General features: G+C 45.7%; 25 protein-coding genes. 11 read left to right on the top strand and 14 right to left on the bottom strand.

What is annotated here, in order from left to right:
- Nucleotides 1–7: 7 nt before the first annotated feature.
- Nucleotides 8–1609: a patatin-like phospholipase family protein gene (locus RIH33_RS12110; RefSeq protein WP_406653133.1), complete on the bottom strand. Its 1602-nt coding sequence runs from the start codon at nt 1607–1609 to the stop codon at nt 8–10.
- 296 nt (nt 1610–1905) lie between these two features.
- On the opposite strand from RIH33_RS12110, the gene RIH33_RS12105 reads away from it, so the two are divergent.
- The 6 genes from RIH33_RS12105 (at nt 1906) to RIH33_RS12080 (ending at nt 5277) form a co-directional block, all read left to right on the top strand.
- Nucleotides 1906–2298: a hypothetical protein gene (locus RIH33_RS12105; RefSeq protein WP_406653131.1), complete on the top strand. Its 393-nt coding sequence runs from the start codon at nt 1906–1908 to the stop codon at nt 2296–2298.
- Nucleotides 2299–2825: 527 nt separating this feature from the next.
- On the top strand, nt 2826–3287 hold the full coding sequence (locus RIH33_RS12100) for a hypothetical protein (protein ID WP_406653130.1): 462 nt from the start codon (nt 2826–2828) through the stop codon (nt 3285–3287).
- The gene (locus RIH33_RS12095; protein ID WP_406653129.1) at nt 3277–3438 is read left to right on the top strand and encodes a hypothetical protein; all 162 of its coding nucleotides are present in this window, start codon (nt 3277–3279) and stop codon (nt 3436–3438) included. Before RIH33_RS12100 ends, RIH33_RS12095 begins: the two co-directional genes overlap by 11 nt.
- Before the next feature lie 274 nt (nt 3439–3712).
- Nucleotides 3713–4090, top strand: a complete 378-nt coding sequence (locus RIH33_RS12090) for a PIN domain-containing protein (RefSeq protein ID WP_406653128.1) — start codon at nt 3713–3715, stop codon at nt 4088–4090.
- A 556-nt stretch (nt 4091–4646) separates the two neighbouring features.
- On the top strand, nt 4647–4874 hold the full coding sequence (gene vap15, locus RIH33_RS12085; protein WP_406653127.1) for a type II toxin-antitoxin system VapB15 family antitoxin: 228 nt from the start codon (nt 4647–4649) through the stop codon (nt 4872–4874).
- A complete protein-coding gene (locus tag RIH33_RS12080) occupies nt 4852–5277 on the top strand; it encodes a putative toxin-antitoxin system toxin component, PIN family (RefSeq protein ID WP_406653126.1) in 426 nt (141 codons plus the stop codon). The genes vap15 and RIH33_RS12080 overlap by 23 nt, the downstream gene beginning before the upstream one ends.
- A gap of 242 nt (nt 5278–5519) precedes the next feature.
- Here RIH33_RS12080 and RIH33_RS12075 read toward each other — a convergent pair whose 3' ends face one another.
- Nucleotides 5520–5927 carry a cupin domain-containing protein gene (locus RIH33_RS12075; RefSeq protein ID WP_406653124.1) on the bottom strand — a complete coding sequence of 136 codons (408 nt, stop codon included), beginning with the start codon at nt 5925–5927 and terminating at the stop codon, nt 5520–5522.
- A gap of 441 nt (nt 5928–6368) precedes the next feature.
- Here RIH33_RS12075 and RIH33_RS12070 point away from each other — a divergent pair, with 441 nt between their 5' ends.
- Nucleotides 6369–6869: a MepB family protein gene (locus RIH33_RS12070; RefSeq protein WP_406653122.1), complete on the top strand. Its 501-nt coding sequence runs from the start codon at nt 6369–6371 to the stop codon at nt 6867–6869.
- A gap of 200 nt (nt 6870–7069) precedes the next feature.
- Here the strand turns inward: RIH33_RS12070 and RIH33_RS12065 are convergent, their stop codons facing one another.
- Nucleotides 7070–7711, bottom strand: coding sequence for a hypothetical protein (locus RIH33_RS12065; RefSeq protein WP_406653121.1), 642 nt, complete (start codon nt 7709–7711; stop codon nt 7070–7072).
- Nucleotides 7712–8322: 611 nt separating this feature from the next.
- Here RIH33_RS12065 and RIH33_RS12060 point away from each other — a divergent pair.
- A complete protein-coding gene (locus RIH33_RS12060; protein ID WP_406653119.1) occupies nt 8323–8907 on the top strand; it encodes a transposase in 585 nt (194 codons plus the stop codon).
- A 135-nt stretch (nt 8908–9042) separates the two neighbouring features.
- On the opposite strand, the gene RIH33_RS12055 is transcribed toward RIH33_RS12060, so the two are convergent.
- The 8 genes from RIH33_RS12055 to RIH33_RS12020 form a co-directional block, all read right to left on the bottom strand.
- On the bottom strand, nt 9043–9492 hold the full coding sequence (locus RIH33_RS12055) for a DUF1440 domain-containing protein (protein WP_406653118.1): 450 nt from the start codon (nt 9490–9492) through the stop codon (nt 9043–9045).
- Nucleotides 9493–9534: 42 nt separating this feature from the next.
- Nucleotides 9535–10077: a dihydrofolate reductase family protein gene (locus RIH33_RS12050; RefSeq protein WP_406653116.1), complete on the bottom strand. Its 543-nt coding sequence runs from the start codon at nt 10075–10077 to the stop codon at nt 9535–9537.
- Between the two features lie 46 nt (nt 10078–10123).
- Nucleotides 10124–10537, bottom strand: a complete 414-nt coding sequence (gene arr, locus RIH33_RS12045; RefSeq protein WP_406653198.1) for an NAD(+)--rifampin ADP-ribosyltransferase — start codon at nt 10535–10537, stop codon at nt 10124–10126.
- Nucleotides 10538–10937: 400 nt separating this feature from the next.
- Nucleotides 10938–11354, bottom strand: a complete 417-nt coding sequence (locus tag RIH33_RS12040; protein WP_406653114.1) for a DoxX family protein — start codon at nt 11352–11354, stop codon at nt 10938–10940.
- Between the two features lie 27 nt (nt 11355–11381).
- Nucleotides 11382–11771 (bottom strand): DoxX family protein, encoded by a 390-nt coding sequence (locus RIH33_RS12035; RefSeq protein WP_406653112.1) that lies wholly within the window; start codon nt 11769–11771, stop codon nt 11382–11384.
- An 80-nt stretch (nt 11772–11851) separates the two neighbouring features.
- Nucleotides 11852–12298 carry a VOC family protein gene (locus RIH33_RS12030; protein ID WP_406653111.1) on the bottom strand — a complete coding sequence of 149 codons (447 nt, stop codon included), beginning with the start codon at nt 12296–12298 and terminating at the stop codon, nt 11852–11854.
- A gap of 43 nt (nt 12299–12341) precedes the next feature.
- Nucleotides 12342–12917, bottom strand: a complete 576-nt coding sequence (locus RIH33_RS12025) for a dihydrofolate reductase family protein (protein WP_406653109.1) — start codon at nt 12915–12917, stop codon at nt 12342–12344.
- A gap of 43 nt (nt 12918–12960) precedes the next feature.
- Entirely contained in the window at nt 12961–13389 is a 429-nt protein-coding gene (locus RIH33_RS12020) for an SRPBCC family protein (RefSeq protein WP_406653107.1), read from the bottom strand.
- 142 nt (nt 13390–13531) lie between these two features.
- Between RIH33_RS12020 and RIH33_RS12015 the strand changes: the two genes are divergently transcribed.
- Nucleotides 13532–14515: a GlxA family transcriptional regulator gene (locus RIH33_RS12015; protein ID WP_406653196.1), complete on the top strand. Its 984-nt coding sequence runs from the start codon at nt 13532–13534 to the stop codon at nt 14513–14515.
- Nucleotides 14516–14611: 96 nt separating this feature from the next.
- Here RIH33_RS12015 and RIH33_RS12010 read toward each other — a convergent pair whose 3' ends face one another.
- From RIH33_RS12010 to RIH33_RS12000, 3 genes are read right to left on the bottom strand one after another with little or no spacing between them, the layout of a single operon-like run.
- A complete protein-coding gene (locus RIH33_RS12010) occupies nt 14612–15529 on the bottom strand; it encodes an alpha/beta fold hydrolase (protein WP_406653105.1) in 918 nt (305 codons plus the stop codon).
- Nucleotides 15530–15533: 4 nt separating this feature from the next.
- Nucleotides 15534–16037, bottom strand: a complete 504-nt coding sequence (locus RIH33_RS12005; RefSeq protein WP_406653104.1) for an SRPBCC domain-containing protein — start codon at nt 16035–16037, stop codon at nt 15534–15536.
- A 4-nt stretch (nt 16038–16041) separates the two neighbouring features.
- Complete coding sequence (locus RIH33_RS12000) at nt 16042–16359, bottom strand: metalloregulator ArsR/SmtB family transcription factor (RefSeq protein WP_406653103.1); 318 nt, start codon at nt 16357–16359, stop codon at nt 16042–16044.
- 299 nt (nt 16360–16658) lie between these two features.
- Between RIH33_RS12000 and RIH33_RS11995 the strand changes: the two genes are divergently transcribed.
- Both RIH33_RS11995 and RIH33_RS11990 read left to right on the top strand, forming a co-directional pair.
- Nucleotides 16659–19787: a sensor histidine kinase gene (locus tag RIH33_RS11995; RefSeq protein ID WP_406653102.1), complete on the top strand. Its 3129-nt coding sequence runs from the start codon at nt 16659–16661 to the stop codon at nt 19785–19787.
- The gene (locus tag RIH33_RS11990; protein WP_406653101.1) at nt 19784–20479 is read left to right on the top strand and encodes a LytR/AlgR family response regulator transcription factor; all 696 of its coding nucleotides are present in this window, start codon (nt 19784–19786) and stop codon (nt 20477–20479) included. Before RIH33_RS11995 ends, RIH33_RS11990 begins: the two co-directional genes overlap by 4 nt.
- The last annotated feature ends 107 nt before the right edge of the window (nt 20480–20586 follow it).

Here is a 20586-nt window from a genome sequence, read left to right as displayed (position 1 = left end):
ACAAAAATCAAAGTTGATACAACTTTTCGATTTCTTTTCTCTTTAAGAAAACCGCATATCTTCCGGCTAGGGTCAATATGGATTTCTCCAATCGCCAAATTTGTATTCGTGTTTCTATTTGCGACGCTAATTCGTAAAGAAGAAGAGTTTGCAAAGGTGTGATATTTTCAAAGTCCTCATTTGTCAATAGGTCAATAGGGCGAAGGTTATTGTCATCATATGATGTAGCTAAAATATGACCATCTACATTTGGTTTGATGGTGCTGATTATGCTGGTTTCAAATTCGAAGAATAGATTCTCCCATCGTGCCTTTGCCTGGGAATTGGATTCTTTTAAGCCTATTTCTGATCGGAGTTTAGCTCTACGAGCTGATAAGTCTGGATACTTGGTCTCATCCAAATTATTCAATTCGGTTCTCAGTGTTGATATTCCAATGACAAAGTAATTTTCTCTTGGGATATCACTATTTAATAATTCGGTTTGAATATCATGTTGATGATACATGTATTTTGAGTCAACAGTAAAAAGTAATGCATCTTCAACTAAGGGGAAAGTTTTTATTATTTCGTTATTACTAAATCTGTCGGATTGACCTGCCGCTGAACAATCGATGATGAGAGCTCTCTTGTTTGGATTTGGATTTTTGTCTTCTTTTAATAGTTCTATCAAGGTTGTATAACCCAGGTTATCGACTACCCCACCATCAATTACTCTAATCACTTTATTGGCACTCTCTTTGATTCCAAATTTTACTTGTGGCAAAATACCGGGAAATGCAGAGCTTGCTGTAATGGCATAGGTCAGGGGCAAGTTATAACCATTTGAAACGGTATTATCACTTGATAATGGTTGCTCGGGCATGAGTGATCTGGTAATCTGAAGGTCTTCAATAATATGAGGCATAAATGGCAACCTTTCTAGGTTATTGTAAATGGTTCCATTAGTTACCAATATTGGAAAGAGCGGAGGTTTATCACTACCAGCCGGAATGAACAAATCACTCAAAAACATTCTATCAATCGACTGTCCTTGTAAGTCGATTTTTGAATATTGAAGAAGTTCCCAGTCAATCCTTGAAGGAAAACTCAGACTCTTCTTATTTTTCTCATACCGCTTGGCATTTAATACTTCCTTTAAATCAGATTTGGCACCCAGAAACTCCTGAAGTGAGTCTATCCTGGCTTTTGAAAGCCAGAATTCATTGAAAGTACTGAAACGACTACTTTTGAAAAGAACATTCTTCTTTATTGTCAGATAGTAGCCTGCTGCGAATCCACCACCAGATACTGTTGAGAGGTAGTCAATTTCTGAGAGGAAATTTCTGTTACTTTCTGAATTATTTGGATCCTTGATTTCTTCCAGGCCCAAAAGAACTCCTATTCCAAAATACTGAGCCCTAGAACCTCCACCAGCAATTGATACTCCCAATGTTAAATTCGGATTTTGGCTGGTTGGATCTCGAAATTGAACAGATTTATAAGGATTCAACGAGACACTCTTAACGGGTTGATATTTAATGTCAGAGTTAACTATTACTTCGCTCTTGCAACCGATCAAAAGTAAAAGGGTTAAGGCGAAAGGCTGAATTGTTTGTACGCAAACTTTCATACGACTTTGGTTAGGTGGTTCTCTTTTGGAGATTGTTTGGTGTTTTTTGATAAATTTAATTCAAGTTCCGATTATTTCATATAGCAAATGAGGTAAGTACAAAAAATAAATTTTGGAAACAGCGGATTATTTATTTGGAGTTTTGAAAGCCTTGAATTTCCCTATAGCCGACAATGGTTTATTCAGGATTTAAAAACCGCAGATTTGATAGGGTCACAAGGCGGATACCAGCAATTGGTGTTGTTAAGCCGGCTGTTGTGTGCAAGCTGAGAAACCGAACTTATAAAAATTGATCTATGAATATTTCCTTTCTCATCGCCGGAATTTTGTGCTTCATATTGGGGATTGTTCATTCAATTTTAGGCGAGTTGCTGATTTTCAACAGTAAAAGGAATCCAGGTAGCATCGTTCCATCAAAGAATAGTGCTGACTTGAAAGAAAGACATATAAGAATCATTTGGGCGACTTGGCACCTGGCAACTATTTTTGGTTGGTGTCTTGGGACTATTCTTGTGAAAATATCGCTAACCCAAAATGAGCTTAATACGGAAGTTATAAGATGGATTACTCAGTTAACGATTTATGCAATGATGGCAGGTTCTATCTTAGTCTTAACTGCTACCAAGGGGAAACATCCAGGGTGGATAATTCTTTTGATTATAGGAGCACTTTTGATAGTTGGAAATTGAAGATTGGCCAGCACACATCAAATGCTAAAAACCCATAGGCCATGAGCCCCTGCAAATGCGGGTTCGACAAGATACTTTTATCGGAATTTAAAAAGCTCGGGCTACACAGCATTTTACCTTTTGCCCTTGCTGGAGTTGTCTCCAGCAAGTGAGCCACGGCTGGCGGGTTACGCGCCTTCCTTGTAGAGGCTTTCTTTCAACGCGAAGCTCAACATGCATGAACCTGAAACCTCTGCGCAAAGGCGGGACGGCCCGACAGAATTCCGTGCGTGCGATGGCCCCGATAGTGATCGGATAGGGTTAGAAGTGATCATTCTGTCATGATTTTTGGTTACTTTTCATCAAGGAAAAGTAACAGCCTACCCGGCTTGAGGGTCTCCATAGCCGACAATGGTTTATTCAGGATTTAAAAACCGCTAGATTTGGTAGTGTTAGAAGGCGGTGGCAGCCATTGGTGGTTATTAGCCGGTTATTACCTATCAGCGGTGCTACTTGCAAAGACCTGCGCATTTGACGAACTTTAAGGAATGATTAAAAAGGTCTATATCGACACTTCCGTGGTTGGAGGGTATTTCGACGAAGAATTCGAATTCTGGACTAAAATTTTCTTTGAATCTGTCAAGAAGCACGAATTCCAGATAGTCATATCCGAACTCCTAACTGAGGAACTGAAACATGCACCTGAATTCATCCGTAATTTTCTGGACGACTTTCCAACTGAACACAAAGTCTATGTCGAGTTAACGGAGGACGTTGAAATATTGGCCAAACAATATATTAACAGCCAAATAGTTGGTGTCAAAAGCCTGGCGGATTGCCGACACATTGCGACAGCAACTGTGAACGAAATTGAGATTTTAACAAGTTGGAACTTCAAACATATTGTTAACCTGAACAAGATACATCTATACAACGGTGTTAATCTGCAAAGGGGTTACAGAACAGTTGAGATTCGAACACCAAGAGAGATTGTGAACTATGAGGACTAAGACAACAACAGATAAGGAATTCGACGCTGTACAAATGATGCGTGAAATTCGAAACAAGATTGACAGAGATACTGAGAATATGACCTTCGAACAGTTGAAGGAGTACTATCGGAACAGCAACGAGGAGAATAGGAAAAAAGCCGATAGGTAACAGACACTATCGGTTATGTGCCAAACTGCATCTTTTCCAGCTTCATCGGGACTTGCCCCACAGAAGCACCTTCTGAAACTTCATCGCTTTTAGACAAATCTGTGGTTCTGGATATTTACTTGTGCAACGTTGTGCTTCATGGAAACCGTTGTGCTTCTGGTGCACTTCTGCTAGATTAGTGCTTTCTGCTAAGCTCGGGGCGCACTCCTACGAGCGTGGCGTTACCTGTCACCCTGCTACTTGCCAAGTTCTCTGCAATTAGCGAACTTTGTGTATGATCAAACGGGTTTACATCGACACTTCAGTATTTGGAGGATATTTCGACGCAGAATTTGAAGATCCAACTAAAAAATTCTTTAATGTCCTGAACACGCAAGGCATAACAGTTCTAGTATCTGAAATCCTTGAACTTGAAATTTATAATGCACCTGAACGCATAGTAGAACTCTACGAATCGTTGCAGAATTTTGAAAGAGTCGAATTAACCCAGGAAGCCAAACAACTAGCCGAATTGTACATTTCTGAGAACGTTGTTGGACGAACAAGCATGGCGGACTGTCAGCATATTGCATTGGCTACAATTTACAAAGCCGACGTACTTGCAAGCTGGAACTTTAAGCATATTGTGAACCTTGAACGTATAAGAGGATAATAATTCCATTAACTTTAGGGAAGGGTATCAGATGACTGAAATCCGAACACCGAAGGAAATTTTTAGAGATGAAGACAGCAACTAGCACACAAACGATGGTAGAACGAATGAGAGAAATTCGTGATCAGGTTAGCCATGACATCATGAACATGTCATTAAGTGAGGAACGTGCTTATTTAGCTGAACAACTAAAAAATTTGAAGGCAAAACGTAAAAAGGCGAACAGGTAAAAGACGATATTGCGAATGATCTTAATTAGCCATCTGCAAGGTGCCTGCTAAACATCCCGCTTATCTGTCGCCCTGCCCGTGCCGGCAGGTAAGAACCCGTAGTGCTTTCTTCTATCTTCTACTCGTGGGAGTCCCGATGGTTATGGGGATAATCTGCATGGCGAATGCTTGTTTGATACCTGCCAGCAGGCTTTGAATGCACCCCTTGGCCAAGCCAGACAGATAAGCTACTTTTATCGCAATTAACAAAGCTCGGAGGCCACTGTGCCATATCTGTCAGCTGCACCATGATAACAGATAGTGCTACTTTTTCGTAACTTTAACCTATGGAAGCGAACATGAACCTTTCTTTCTCTGAGATACTCGAACTGGTCAGGAACTTACCAGATGAACAGAAGATCAAGATTTCTCGTGAACTTGAGAAGGAAACAATTGGCTCCAAACTGACTGAGCTATTGACTGCTTTTCGAACTGACAAACTTTCTATGAATGAGATAACGTCAGAGGTTGAACAAGTCAGACAAGACCTTTATGACAAGCGAACAGCGAACTAAGGTCATATTCGACACCAATATTTGGATCAGTTACCTCATTGGCCATCAACTTGGTGAGTTGACAGAACTTCTAACTTCTCAGAGAATTGAAATCATACTTTCCGAACAACTTCGAACAGAATTGACAGAAGTAACACGAAGGAAGAAATTTCAAAAGTATTTCAGCAAGGAGAAAGTAACGGAACTACTGAAACTGATGGACTTTATCGGAACCGACTATAAAGTCATAGAGGATCCGAAGATTTGCAGAGATCCAAAAGACAACTTTTTGCTGGGATTAATCAGAGCTTCAAAGGCTAATTTTTTAGTAACGGGAGATCAGGACTTGTTGGAACTAAACCCTTTCGATGGAACTGAGATCATCGAACCTAATCAACTACTAGCTAAAATAGCCGACAGGTAACAGGCCGGTAAAATGCATGTGGCTACTGCCCATCTGTCACTTTAGTACAACTGTACCGCAATTTCTGACTTTTGACCATCTACTCCGTATAGAAACGGCACGTTTTGCTTTGTCAGCCTGAGACTTAATATTTTTTTAAAAACCACATAAAAAAGGGATGACTGATTTTTAACCAGACGTTGAGATCGAGATTCGAGGGATATTTCAATGACCCGTCAGGTATCCTTTATACACCAACCAGTTTAAGGATTTTCTGCAAACCAGCGAACAACGGCGGGCATGTTTCGCTCAAAGCCTCCGGGAATGAAAAAGTTGAGCATCCCGGCTTTCGCTTCTGTCTCATTTTTGAAATCGTGAAGGGTCCTGGCAGGGATTCTCACAAAAGCACCTTTCTCCGCCTGCGCCCATTCCTGTCCTATTAAGATGGAGACCGTTCCCTCCAGGACATAAAACACCTCGTCATTCTCCTCATGCAGGTGGGGACCGGGTCCGTCGGCTTTTGGCTCCAGCCACCATTCCGAAATGCTGTATTTTTCGTTGGTTTCGTTCTCGTCGGCTTTGAATACGGCAGTCATACCCCCGCAATGATAAGTTCTGCCTTCACCAGCATTCAGGATAAGGGAGTCGGTATGGTTGTGTGGATGAATCATTTGTTACGTATGGTTTTGAGGTTAAAAGGGCTCGTGTGGCGAATGGCTTTTACCCAGGAGAGCAGCTCGGTACCAAGATAAGTCAAAACGGAGGGACACCAAAGAGTGGAGGCCATCTACTCCGTATAGAAACGGCGCGTTTGCTTTGTCAGCCTGAGCCCCGTCGAAGGGTGAGACAAAGCACGGGGAATGCTTATCGCGAATTTTCAATATGAAACAAGTAATCTCTGAAGGGTGGAAACGCTCTCTTTAGTTATAAATAGCTAGGATATGGTTGAAGGAATGGGTTTAATTTGCCATGGGTAGTGCCCTCTGGCAAGACGCAGCAGATTCACTATTTTCGTGCGTTAGCCGGTGGGCGCTTACCGTGGCATATGTGTGGTTTAATGTTATGAAAGAATCGCTTCTGAACAAGTCCAAAAACGAAGGTAATTGAGAGGTATGGATAAGAACCTGAAACAAATTAAAGCAGAAATTTACGATAAGAATGCCCTTGAGGTTTCCAACTTACGGTTGGATCCGGAAAGTAAAGAATATGATGCTTGCCAGTTTCAACTCAATGGACGCAATATTGTAAGCAGAAACGCTAAAACGACCCCTAAAAAAGCAGGACAATTCGTAACATTTTGGAAGCGAAAAGGAAATGGACCAATTGAACCTTTTGAGGACACTGATCAAATAGACTTTTTCATTGTGAATGTAAGGACTGAAAATCAATTTGGGCAGTTTGTTTTTCCGAAATCCGAGTTGATTAAAAAAGGAATTCTTTCAACTGCCGGGAAAGAGGGGAAAAGAGCATTCCGGGTTTATCCAGGTTGGGACACGACTAGCAATAAACAAGCCGAGAGTACTCAGAAATGGCAATTGGAGTACTTTTATGAAATTGGAGAAAGGACTGATTTTGAAAGAGTGAAGGAATTATATGAGGGAAGCACCGAGTAAACTAAGAAACGGCACGTGTTGCTTTGCAGCCTGAGCCCCGTCGAAGGGTGAGACAAAGCATGGGGAATATGGACAAGCACCTACAGAATGGAATAAATAAAAATACCACCGCTCATAACCATCAGGAGTGTGCAGACCTTACCCTCTTAGTCATACCTGACAGGTTTCAAAACCTGTCAGGTACGGAGGAGGCTACCAGCTTAGTGGTTTACGATGGTGCGGGCGGCGGTGTAGCCCGTGTAGAAGGAGGGGGCGGAACGCTTAAATCGTTTCAGCACATTATCGAGCCGGGAGAGATGTTTGTCGCCTTCTTCAAAGAGCGACACCAGGTCGGCGGTAGCCGTGCGGGACTGGATGCGGTAGGAGCGGGGCGTACTGCGCATGTACTGAAAAAGCCCGAAGGTCGTTTTGACCTCTTCGATCTGCGCCTCGGACATGTTATAGTCAGCCATAGCCGCCAGGTTGCTGTCCAGCAGGTCTATCACATTTTTGGTTTTGATCTCAAAGTCCTCGTTGGATAGGCGGAAATAGTCGGAGGCTGAGTTGGCGGCCCGGGCCAGGAGCTCGCTGTTTTCCGTATCTGCCGCATAGGCCTCCAGCGTGTCGTCCAGGATGTCCATCTTCTGCGCGATTTGGTGCTTCAGCTGGCGGAGCGAAGTGCTGAGGTAGACCTGGGCAGACTCCTGCTTCTGGCTCGTTTCCTGTATGCCCTGGATCGTCTGCACGAAGGCCGTTTTGTAGGTATTGATAATGGGAATGGCACTCCATACGGCGGCATTGCTGTCCAGGTAGGAGTTGGTGGCCTGGTACATTTCCAGGCGGTTGATTTGATTTCTGGTCATGGTAGTTAATTGGATTATGGATGGATAAAAAGTAAAAAATGATAAGAAAAATAATACACGGAAACGTTATATTAAATACCTGTTGTTTAAAAATAACGTCCCGGTGATTTTTTTTGATGGAGAAAGGCAAGCTGTGGAGTGGTTTAAGAGGGCTGTGCAGCCGTTCAAGATAACCGTGCAGTGTTTCAAGGTAGCCGTGCAGTGTTTCAAATAGCCGTGCAGAGATTCAAGACAACCATGCAGCCGTTCAAGATGACCGTGCAGCGGTTCAAGATGACCGTGCAGCGGTTGAAGATGGCTGTGCAGCCGTTTAAGATGACCGTGCAGTGTTTCAATATGGCTGTGCAGTGTTTCAAGATGACCGTGCAGCCGTTCAAGACAACCATGTAGCGTTTGAAGATAACCGTGTAGGGTTTCAAGATAGCCGTGCAACGGTTGAATATGACCGTTTACCTCAATACTATCATTGGATATCGCAGCAATTGGTTATTTTAGATTTCAATTCAATAGAATCTAATACAGCCAATGGCAATCAAAAAATCTGAACTATACAGTTCCCTTTGGGCAAGTTGTTACCGATGCATTTATTGATAAACTAGAACTGATGGAGCGTGGAAACATTCAACAACAAATACCGCATTGCATCAGCCCGCGCACCATGGTGGGATTATGGCAGCAATGCCGCCTATTTTATCACCATCTGCACCCATGGTCGGGTGCATTTTTTCGGTGAAATCGCTAGCGATCAAATGATTTTATCAGAAATGGGTGTGCATGCACAATCGTGTTGGTATGAAATACCAAACCATTTTCCATTTGTGCAATTAGGGGCATTTGTGGTCATGCCCAATCATATCCATGGGATTATTATCATTGACAAACCCGGTGTATTGAATCAGGAATCCGTAGAGACGCAAAATTTTGCGTCTCTACCACAGCGCACATCCCGACAATTCCAAACGCCATCCTTAAATAAATTTGGCCCCCAATCACAAAATTTGGCATCTATTGTTCGTGGTTACAAAATCGGGGTAACCAAAAATTCGAAAATAATTAACCCTGATTTCAAATGGCAATCGCGGTATCACGACCATATCATTCGCGACGATGCAGAATACCAACGTATCAATGATTATATAGAAAACAACCCAGCGAATTGGAACGACGATAAATTTTTCAAACAAGAATCGTCATGAGCAGAGTCGGACAAATAGAACGAGCTACCCAAAACCGGATCGTGCGTCTGATTTAGGAGCAATTACACTGAATTGATAAGGTTCCAAAACCTGTCAGGCATTACTAATTAAGAAGCAGGCGATACCAAAACCCGGTCACCCCACCCGTGACCGATGGAAGATGATGGATATGGGCAACCCTACAAACAGGATGAGGATCAGGATGCCCGTGACATTCTGCAGGAGGTCCGGTGGCAGGGGCGGTGTATGGCTGAGGGGAACTACCACCAGGTTCATACACAGCCAAATGACTACCCCATAGACCATACCCGGCAGGAGGGGATAGGAGGACTGGGAGAGCAGGGGGTAGATCACGAAATAGGCTGCAGTCCAGCCCGTAGCGATGAAGTAGTGCAGGAGCAAGCCCCAGACCACCATGGAGAGGCCGCCACCAAATGCGGCACTGCCAAAGACCCCGCTGGCAATAAACCGCAGGATCTGCAGGGGATTGTCTCCACCGGTTAGCTTAAACTGTATGATAGCGGCCGTGAGGTCCAGCGTGCCCACCAGCAGGGCGGTGAGAAGAATGTTCCTGAATGTTTTCATATGGGATGGGTGTTTTGATGACCAAAAATGAGGGACGGTGTGCTATGCAGGCTCGTAAATCAGCTGTACCACCCCGGACCGGAAGGTTTTGGTCTGGAGTAGTTTTAACCCCAGCCGTGCTTTCAGGTCTTCGAACAGGGGCTTTCCACTTCCCAGCGCTACGGGATGTACAGAGAGTCTGTAGCGGTCTATGAGTCCGTACCGGATAAACGTGGTGATGAGGCCGGCGCCCCCATAGAGCCAGATGTCTTTACCTTCCTGCTTTTTGATTTCTGCTACCTTTTCAGTCAGGTCGGAGCTGATGTACGTGGCCCGCTCATCGGGACTGCTCTGCCTGGAAAACACAATTTTTTCTTTCGAATGGACTTCCCGCCAAAGTGATTGTTCTGCCGGGCTGGCTTGGGCATCGGGCTGAAAGTTGCCCCAGGCATCATAGCTTACTCTGCCATAGAATATGGTGTCGATGCCTGCCAGGAACCCTTCAAAGTCCATGTCATCGTCCAGGATGCACCAATCGATTTCCCCGTTGGGCCCTTCGATGAATCCATCGAGGGTTACTGCCAGGTCCAATACTATTTTTCTCATGCTCGTTGTTCGTTTTGGCGGGTCAGGTTCAGCACCTGGCCACCGCTCAGTTAATAATTTCTCCTTTGTTTCGGTCCAGTTTTTCGCGCCACTTTTGGATGCCCTCCGGTGATTGCCTTGCCCAGTTCGTCACCTCACCCACGATCTTCAGCGGTGCCTCCGTGCGATAGGAGCGTGTGGGGTTGCCCGGAAATTTCTTATCGGTCACATTCGGGTCGTTTTCGAATCCCCCGGTCGGCTCCACGATGTAAACACGTTCGTGTCCCTCTCCATTGGCCAGGGCGGCGGCCAGGCCCGCGTTATTCGCCAGGGCGGTGAAATAGATGTGATTCATTTTGAGATCCGTCTTGTAGTTAGACAGTTTCCCGGCTACCAGCAAGTCGCCTATTTGCAGGTCTGCTTTCGTGCCGTGATAAAAGGGCCCTTTGTCTGAGGGTTTTGCCTGAAATGAAGCTGCCAATTCACGGTTTCTTTTGGCCTGATCCGGCTTAGCCAGCTCTTCGTAGCACTGGCCAATGCTGGCATATAATGCGGGAAAGACACTCGCCACCGTGTCGTCATTGACCTTCAGGGCATAGCTCAGGGTTGTTTCCAGCCATTTTAGCCTGTCGGTGACACTTTGCTGATGCCGGGATACATAGTGAGCAGCGATAAACTTTTCAAAGTCGTTGGTGGCTTCGTTCCAGGCCAGTAGAAATACCTGGCGGGCTTCTTCGGGCTGGCCTTTGTCTTCCATGGCCATGCCCTGAATGCAGCGTTTGACAATGTGGTTGTTGGGGTTGAATTCCATTTTGCTGGTTGTTTAATGATTACTAATTTAATGAACCACCTCACTTATTGCCCCGAAGAAAATGAGAAAATCAGTCTGGTTTTACCCGTGTGGCACGGAAGGGAAACAACGCCCGTAGTTGCTCATTGACCAGCCAGAGTCCACCCCAGGCGAGTATGGCCAGATAGACCGGAAACAAGAGGTGAGAAAACAATGGATTATCCAGTCGCAGATGTGTGGCAATGACGCCACCCCAGTAGCCGGTGAGCAATACCGCTCCCAGAATGGAGGTTTTTGGCAAGGCATACAGGAGGGTGGAGAGCAGGCCAAGAATGCCCAGAATATAAATCTGATCCTCGGCAAAGCCAAGGGCCACCGTGGTTTCTACCACCACAGGAGGTTGGATGAATTTCATGATGCTGTCCATCAGCATAAACAGGAGGACGATTCCGCTCATGATTCGGGCCGTCCAGCGTCGGCCTTTGGAAATGGATTTGGTGTTGGTCATGGTTTTGGTCTTTTTAGTGTTTTCTGCCTAGCTATTCATGTGGTTCCTTACCAGAGGTAGGTATTTTTTCCGGTTTTCGATGATCACCCAAATCAGCACAGCGGCCATGATCAGTGGGACTGGCAGGCCCATATTCAGCGTGAAGTGGTGAGCTAAAATTCCCACCATAATGGGCGTGAGCATCAGGGCTCCGAAGGCCCTGAATCTGGGTACAATAAACAATATTCCACCGATGATCTCAAAGGCCGCTAACAGTGGCATCAGCCAGGTGATTTCCATCATGGCCATAAACATTTTCACCGCCTGCTCAGGCATATCGTCTGGCACGGGTATATAGTCGAAGATTTTGTTGAGTCCTGCGTTGACGAACAGCAGTCCGCACAGCAGGGATAGGATAAACAGGATTTTATTTTTCATGGTTTTAAATGGTTTGATGTTAGTGTAAAGGGGTTGATCATCCAGGTCCGGCTGGAATTTCACGTCCGGACTCCTTGTTTTTAGCCATAGTGATGATTGACGGCTGCCGAACCCGCACGATGGGCGCAGCTCAGGAGCCAGTGGTTGCCAAACTTATCTGTGAGTTCGCCAAACAGCGCACCCCAGTGCGTTTCCTGAGGGGGATGACTGGCAGTACCACCTGACGACAGCTTTCGGTAGAGCCTTTTGAGCTCTCCGGTACTGGTGCAGGTGAGTGAGAGAGATACCGAATTGCCCTTTACCAGACCCGACTCAGGCACTATGTCTGAACCCATTAGCTTCATGACGCCATTGGAAAGTGTGGCATGCACGATGCACGCTTTCATGGGCTCGGACATCTCTTCCGACAGGGGAGACTCCGCTACCGTTTGAAACTTCAATTGTCCCCCGAGGCACTGTTGGTAAAAGGTCATTGCCTGGCGGCAGTTGCCACTAAAAGTCAGGTAAGTAACAATCACAGCCATCATCTTCTCATATTATGCATCACAGTAGGTTTGGTGCCGGTCAGCCTTACCTGATCACCGTAAAGGCCAGGTGTGTAACTCCGGTTCCACTCACGGATCTGAAACATTCCAGTTTTGGTTGTGTGGTATGGGCAAACAGGGGCTTTCCCTCACCAAGGAGGACATGCACCAGGTCTATATGTATCTCATCCACCAGCCCGTCCTTCAGTGCCTGCCGTAGTATGCTGGCTGAGCTAATACAAACGGCCTTTGATCCGGCCCTGACTTTGGCCAGGCTGATGGCATCTGCAATTCCGGTGGTGACGAAGGTAAAAGGCGAGCCCGCTTTTGACCATTCGGCTACCGGCTGGTGGGTCACTACAAAATGATGCACCCCAAGTGGTGGCTGTCCGCCCCATGCTTCGGAAATGTCGAATGTTCTTCGCCCGGTGACCATCGCTCCCACAGAGGCCATGGCTTTGCCCAGCAGATCGGCACTGTCCTTAGAGACTTTGAAGGGTGTCCCTGTCAGCTCCGTATCTCCACCAAAATACCAATTGTGCAGTTGGCTGGAGTCGTCATTGAGTCCCGTGATGTAGCCATCCAGAGACATGCTCATGTTGAAAATTACTTTTGTAGACATGATCTTTAACTATTTTGAATGATTGAGGGTACAGAAATAGGTGTTACCCCTTTTGGGCCTCTGCGTATTGTTTGAAATTGTTCAGAATGGCTTGCCAGCCTTCTCTTTGCATTTCTATGGGATTTTCATTTTCCGGCTCAAAGGTTTGGGTGATGGTGGTTTCGCTTCCCTGTACCGCAAAGGTGATCTGTACCTTCCGGCCATCGTCCAGGGTGTAGTCCATTTGCTTGTGGGTTTTTACCTGGTCATATACACCGCTAAAGTCGAAACCGAAGCTGCCGTCTTTGGCCTCCATTCGGGAAAGAAATTTTCCGCCGGAGCGCAGGTCGTTTTCGGCCTTTGTAGTGTGCCAGTCGGGCGCGGGGGTACTCCACTTCGTGATGTCTGCGGGGTTACTCCACAGCTGCCATACCTTTTCTATCGCGGCTTTGATACTGGTCTGAATCGTAATGGTTCTTGTTTCAGTTGTCATGGTTTTAATGTTTTGTTTTGACAAAGATGAACCATATCGCACAGACTCAGGCTGTAGGAAAATGACAGCATCGGGGTGTTTTGCGACAAATACTTTTAACTTTAATTTATTCGCTTCCTAAGTGTGTTAATTTTCTGAAATGATGAAAACAGTAAGCATTCTTGTACCCGAGTCCTCCGTCATGCAGGCCATAGCTGACCCGCAGTATTTGTTTTCTGCCGCCAATCAATTTTTAGCCGCATCAGGTAAGGAGCCTTTGTTTCAGGTGGAGCTGGTAGGTGCCAAAAAGGAAATTAAACTCAATGATGGCCGATACTCCATCCACACCGACCGCCTGATAAAGGACATAGATCAGACAGACCTGGTATTGATCCCGGCGCTTTTTGGGGACATGCAGGCGGCCATTGCCAAAAACAAAACCTTAATACCCTGGGTCAGCGAGCAATATGAAAAAGGGGCGGAGGTGGCTTCACTTTGTGTAGGGGCTTTTCTCCTGGCGTCCACGGGCCTGCTGGATGGGAAGAAGTGCTCTACCCATTGGGGTTTTCAGAATGAATTCCGCGAACTGTTTCCGGAGGTGGAGGTGATGGACGGCAGTGTGATTACGGAGGAGCACCGGATCTACTCCAGCGGTGGTGCCAATTCCTACTGGTGTTTGCTTTTGCATTTACTGGAGAAATACACCGACCGGGAAACGGCCATTCTGGCTTCCAAGTATTTTGCGGTAGACATAGACCGTGACAGTCAGGCCGCTTTCTCCATGTTCAAGGGACAAAAGAACCATACGGATGAGGTCGTCAAAATGGCGCAGGATTTTATAGAAAAGAACATTGCGGATCGGATACTGGTGGATGACCTGGCCAGTATGCTGGCGGTGGGGAGGCGAAGCTTCGAGCGGAGGTTTAAGCTCGCCACCAACAACACCGTGCAGGAGTACATACATCGGGTGAAAATAGAAGCGGCCAAGCGGCAGTTTGAAAACAGCCGGAAAAACATCAATGAAGTGATGTTTGGTGTGGGCTATACAGACACCAAGGCCTTTCGCAGCATGTTCAAGAAGATCACCGGACTCACACCCATAGCGTACCGCAACAAGTACAATAAAATGGCTGAAGTGGAGGTGTAGGAGCCCCGATCGTCACAAGTGGCCAGCTTGTGACGATCATGCCCTTTAATATCAACCCATCATAGGGTCTTCGTTTGAGTTTTTTGGGGGAGGCCTTCAGTAATCGGTTTGTTCGAACATTCCTTTCGGGACCGCACCCAGTAAAAAGGGTTCAATAAAAGCATGTAGCATCTCCGGCTGGGAGATGACAGCCGTATGTGCCGTTGCGGGCATGATGGCCAGACGTGAAGCTGGCAGTGGCACCCCCATGTCACCCATTACACCACCGCCCAGGTGCCTGAACAATGCCACGGTATGCTCAAGGGTAGCCACGTCAGCGTCTCCTGAAATGATGAGTACCGGTGTTTTGAGGCTTTTAACCTGTTCCTCCCACGCCATAGGTTCTTTTTCAAGGGCAATCAGCTTACGGATCACTTCGGGAAAGCGATCTGGATCTTGAGATTGCTGACGAGCTTCCTGAAAGTGGGGCATAGAGAGAAACATCTCCACTGTCATTTGTGGTACAAACTCCTGAAAGGCGGGTTGCCAACCCTTAAAATCGTAAGCCACCGAAGCAGCAACCAGCTTTTTCACCTTCTCCGGGTGGCGGATGGCGAGTTGTAACCCTGCAGCCGAACCCATTGAATAGCCAAACACATCGGCGCTATCAATGTCCAAAGTTTCCATCAGTGCTGCTACATCATCCGCCAGGTTTTGATAGGTGATGGGTCGATCGATATCTGCGGTTCTGCCGTGTCCCTGAAATTCCAGGGCATAAACCTTGTGGGTTTCGGCGAGCTTGGGAATAATGGAACCCATGGACGGAATGTCCATGTATGCACCATGAAGCACTATGAGCGGGTCACCTTGTCCGGACACCTCATAGTACATTTTCAGGCCATTGATTTCAGCATACTTGCCCACAGGTGTTTTCTGACCAGCGCAAACGAAGGAGGTGAGCGCCAAAACAGTGAATACGCAAACCGTGTGAATCCATAGGCCTGATACGGCGATCGATTGAGCTTTACTTTTCATGGTTCTATTTGTTTAGTTTTTGCAGTAAGTCATCAAGTCTTTCGAGGGTAGAAGTCAGTCCTTCCTTCATTCCCATGTTGATCACGGCTTCCAGATCAGCCAGAGATTGGTAGGTGACAGTGGTTTCGACCAAAGCATTTTCACCCTTATCTGAAAAGTGAACATGCCACGTGGCCTTGGGAAGGTCGGTATTCAGGTTACCGGCACTGTCGCTGAACGCATCCAGCGTGTCGTAATAATCAATGGGTTTGATCCTGGTGTATTCTGTCCATCCCCAGTACTCAGTACCCTCAGGGTCCACCATGGCATAGTGCCAGTGCCCTCCTTCGCTAAAGTCCATGGATTTGGTTTTGGTGGTAAATGGTTTGGGTGCAAACCACTGGTTCAATAACTCACTTTTGGTGTAGCAGTCCCAGACCAACTGGCGGTTGGCAGCGAATTCTCTCTTGACAGTAATGGTGTTCTTTTCCTTGTCTACAAGGAAGTCAAACTGAAGGGCGTTTTTCATGTTTCTATTTTTTAATTGTTGATAATAAGTTGTCCAGTTGATCGAATCGGTCTTTCCAGATTGCACGGAATTGCTCAAGCCATTGATCTATCTCTTTCATTTTTTCCACTTTGAGTGTATAGTAAATTTCCCGTCCCTGCTGGTTGGAGGTGATGAGTTCACACTCATTGAGGACCAGAATGTGCTTTGAAATCGTAGGTCGGGCTACCTCGAAATTATTGGCAATAGCTCCGGCGGTCATTGTTTGGGTGGCAAGCAACACCAATATGGCCCGTCTTGTAGGGTCTGCAATGGCCTGGAAAGGGTCTCTTCTTAGTTTCATGACAGTTGATTTGGATTTTATGTAGCTATTTGGCTACAAATATATAAACGTGAAGCTAAATAGCTACATGTCGAGTGATTTATTTTTTGGCAAATGATTAGAAAGCCCACCAGAGTGATTGGGTTGCTATTAACGGATATGATTACGGATCACAAATCAAATTTTGAAAAATTCCAAATAGACTTTTGGGCGTTACACGATTGCCTTATTTTAGAGGGTACATGCTGCTAACCAGGTCTATTTCATGCTTTACCGGGGCTTTCCGTTTCGGGATAAGCCATTTCCATATGGTTTGTTTGATGGTAGTTGCCTGCGTCATTCTTCCCTTCATCGGGTATTCTCAGGTCAGGTATGAATGGAAACCTCTGCCTGAGGTAAAGGGCATACAGGCCTATACAGATCAGTTTCCTGCCCAGGTGAAAAATCACCCACCGGATGCAGAGCCGCCTGTGATCCAGGAGCACTATCTGGATGAGCGGCCTGAGTTCGTCACCAGCCTGGTGCCTGAGCGCATCGGCCGGTTGAGCTTTGAAGAGCATCCGTTGACATTGAACCAGAGGATGGCTATACCAAGTGGCATGGTGTTCAAGGATCTCTCCAATTCCAATATTAAGTACCTGGATCAGGGGCATGGTTTATTGACCAATGAGATAAGGGTCATTGCTGAGGACAAAGACGGGCTCATCTATCTGGGCTCATCGGAAGGACTTTTGGTTTTTAATGGACGGGAGTTAAGCGTTTACCGGGGCAATGCCACCTTTCCGCTGACGGGCATCAGAAGCCTGTGGTTTGATGCCAATGGGAAACTTTGGGTGGCCACAGATAATAATATTTGCTACATACAGGATCAGAAAATATATGTTCCGAACATTGATTTCGGACCGACACACCTGCAGGGTTTTAGTGAGTACCAGGCCACCGGTGAGTTCTTCATTTTTACCGTTTATCAGGGACTTTTCATTTTGAAGGATGGGCAGTTTTATCAGTACAAGGATGAGTTGCCAACTCCCCACGTGAGCAGCGCCATCAGGACCGATGATGGTCGGCTGTGGATGGCCTTTGGCAACTCCGGGTTTGGGTATATTCAACATGACAGCCTTTTCATGTATAAAAGGGAGGGCGTGGAGAATTCTCCAAGAAGTATGCTGGAGGTAGATGGTGAGTTGTGGATCGGCCAGTTTAGGGGAATGTTGATGAAGCATAGAAATGACTCCCTGTTCAATGTGGTACTGAATGACCGGAAGCGACATCATATCTATTCTTTTGCTCAGAACGAACAGGGCCTGTGGTTTCCAGACTATGCCGAAGGAGTCTTCCTGATTAAGAAAAATGGGGAGATTGATTTTATGGGCGTACCACAAGGGCTAAATGGTCAGGCTTCCTTCACCCTTATGGCAGATTCTTTCGAGAACATATGGGTAGCGGACCCCGGTAATGGCATTTCCAGGATTGATGAATTGGCATTTCGGCCAACGGATAAATTGATTAGCAACCACGGTATCTTCCAAATTGAACTGGACGACTATGGCAATTCCTGGTATTTCATGAATGGAGGCGGGTTGTTTTCTGAATCGGAGGCGGGCTATGTGGAGTACCTGAATAGTGACAGGTACAGCACAAGCGGAGCGGTAACAGGGGACAGTGTTTGGATTTCGAGTGAAACCCTGGGGCTGACCTTACTGAATGAAGGTGTCTTCACCGCTTATAGAATGAAAGAGGATCAGCAACTGGACTCCACCATTTACTCGATCAAAATGGATGAAACGGGGAGAATATGGGGCTGGAACTTTGCCAACCGCCTGTATGGCTTTCGTGATGGTCAGTTTTACAATTTCAGCACAGGTGCCGGTTTAAAAGACTTGAAATTCGTCAATGTGCTACAAACCAGGGACAAGATGATCTATGCCGTGTCGCTCAATGACGGAGTGATTGCCATCAGAGGCGATCAGTATGCACACCTCAATGTAGCCAATGGTTTGCTTGCTGATCAAATTTCCTGTGTTTTTCAGGATGAGGACGGCAATAAATGGTTCTGCACCAGCGGAAAGGTGCAGGTGGTGGATGTACAGGGTAACAGCACCATCTATCAGATCAAAGAAACGGAGAGCACTCCCATTCTGGAGATTTTGGAGACCGAGAAAGGCGTGTTCATGGCCATAACCGCATCAGGCCTCCTACTCATGGAAAGGAACCAACAGAAGTTGGAGTACAAGTTTTACGGAAAGGAAAATGGACTCAAGCTCATTGGCAACCGGATGATCACCAGGGACCGTAAGGGACGAATCCTTATTGGTGGAGGTACGAGTTTGAAAACTTTTGATCCCTATTATCTAAAAAGTGAAAAGACCAGACCCAAGCTTACCCTCAACAGAGTGCTGGCCGAGGAAGAGGAAGTGAACCAGGGTGATTTGCAGATCGAACAGGAGAAGGTGGTCAATTTTGTGTTCAACAAAATCTTTTGGGGACAACAGTCTGAGCTTGTTTACCGCCTGCAACACGGGACTAAAAGTGGCAACTGGAATCATGCGAGTTCAAATGTGATTTCGTTTAAGGAGCTGCCGTATGGGAATTATCAACTGATCGTATACGCAGAAGGTGAGGGTAGAAGAAGCGAGGAACTGCACTTAGCCTTTACGATTCTCCCATTTTGGTATCAGACCAGTTGGGCAAAGCTGATGTACGTAGCGATCATCATTGCTTTGATTATCGGGTATATAGTGTACCGGGAGGGCAAGGCGAAACGGGCCAAAATCAAATTGCAGAAGCTGGTGGATGAACGCACGGCGGAACTTGAGGTGGAAAAGCTCAATGTCATCAGGCAGCTGGAACAAAAGGAAATCCTGATGCAGGAGGTGCATCATCGCGTAAAAAACAACCTGACCTTCCTGAAGAGTTTGTTGTACCTCCGTGCCAGGGCTTCCAATGATGCGGAGGTGAGGCTGATTCTCGATGAATGTCAGGCACGAATTCAGTCCATGGCCCTGGTTCATCAAAATTTGTATGATGTGCAGGATGCTTCCGAGGTTGATTTTGACATTTTTTTGAAAGAACTGTTTTTTGAGTTGGAGAGTATGTTTGATCAGGATAGGTCCAATATTAAAATTAAACTGGCAGTGAGCGACTTCAAAGTAGATGTGAAGCTGTCTGTATTTCTTGGGTTGATACTTAATGAAATGATCACCAACTCATTCAAATATGCCTTTCCAAATGGGGAGGAGGGGAGTATCTTCGTGCAGCTAAGGCAGGTGTCGGAGCATTTTGAATTGACCTACTCCGATAGTGGTCTGGGGTTTGGTGAAGGTTTTGACTTCAAAACATCTCCTGGTTTTGGTTTTAAGCTGATCAATATATTGCTGAGTCAGATGGACGCCCAAATGCAATACATCAATAATGGCATGACCACATTCAACATAGTAATTCCGAAATGAAAAAAGATTTTAACATACTGATCGTAGAGGACGAACTGATGATAGCGGAAATGACCAGGGAGATGCTGCTGGATTTAAAGTATTCGGTGGTGGGAATCGCCAAAGATCATGATACAGCGATTGACTACCTGGCAAAATCAGAAGCTATTGACCTGGTGATCCTTGATATCAATTTGGGACGAACAAAAACCGGAATTGATATTGCTGAGGTGATTCAATCTGAATACGAAATCCCGTTTATCTATCTCACATCCTATTCAGACCCCAAAACCATTAAAAAAGCCGCACAGACCTCTCCAGCGGCCTATTTACTCAAGCCTTTTATCAAAAGTGACCTGTACACCACCATAGAGATAATTATAGCCAGAAACCAGAAAAGTGAAGGGACTATCGTCTTCAAGGATGGGGATTTGACCGTGAAACTGAAGACCAGAGAGATTTACTATATCATGTCTGATAACAATTACCTTGAAGTTTACACCCTCAGGAAGAAGTACATCGTAAGAAACTCACTGGAGAGCTTTTTAGAAGAACTTAATGATTCCAATTTCATCAGGATTCACAGATCCTATGCGGCAAATATGCTCAAGATAGAGGCTGTTAATGGCCAATATGTTCTGGTAGGAGAGACCAAACTTCCGTTATCCAGGACTCACAAACAGGAAGTGATGGATCTTTTTATGAATCGATAATCTGTGGGTAGGCAGGGTGTCAAACTCATACAAAAACCGGTTATTCACACCAGTTATTTGTATTAATGTCTCATAATTTTCAAAATTGGATTATAGATAGTTTTTAT

Origin of the sequence: Marinoscillum sp. (genome assembly GCF_040222955.1) — a bacterium.
Taxonomy (GTDB): Bacteria; Bacteroidota; Bacteroidia; order Cytophagales; family Cyclobacteriaceae; genus Marinoscillum.
Note: the sequence above shows the minus strand (reverse complement) of the source record. Positions and strands in the feature narration are given on the sequence as shown.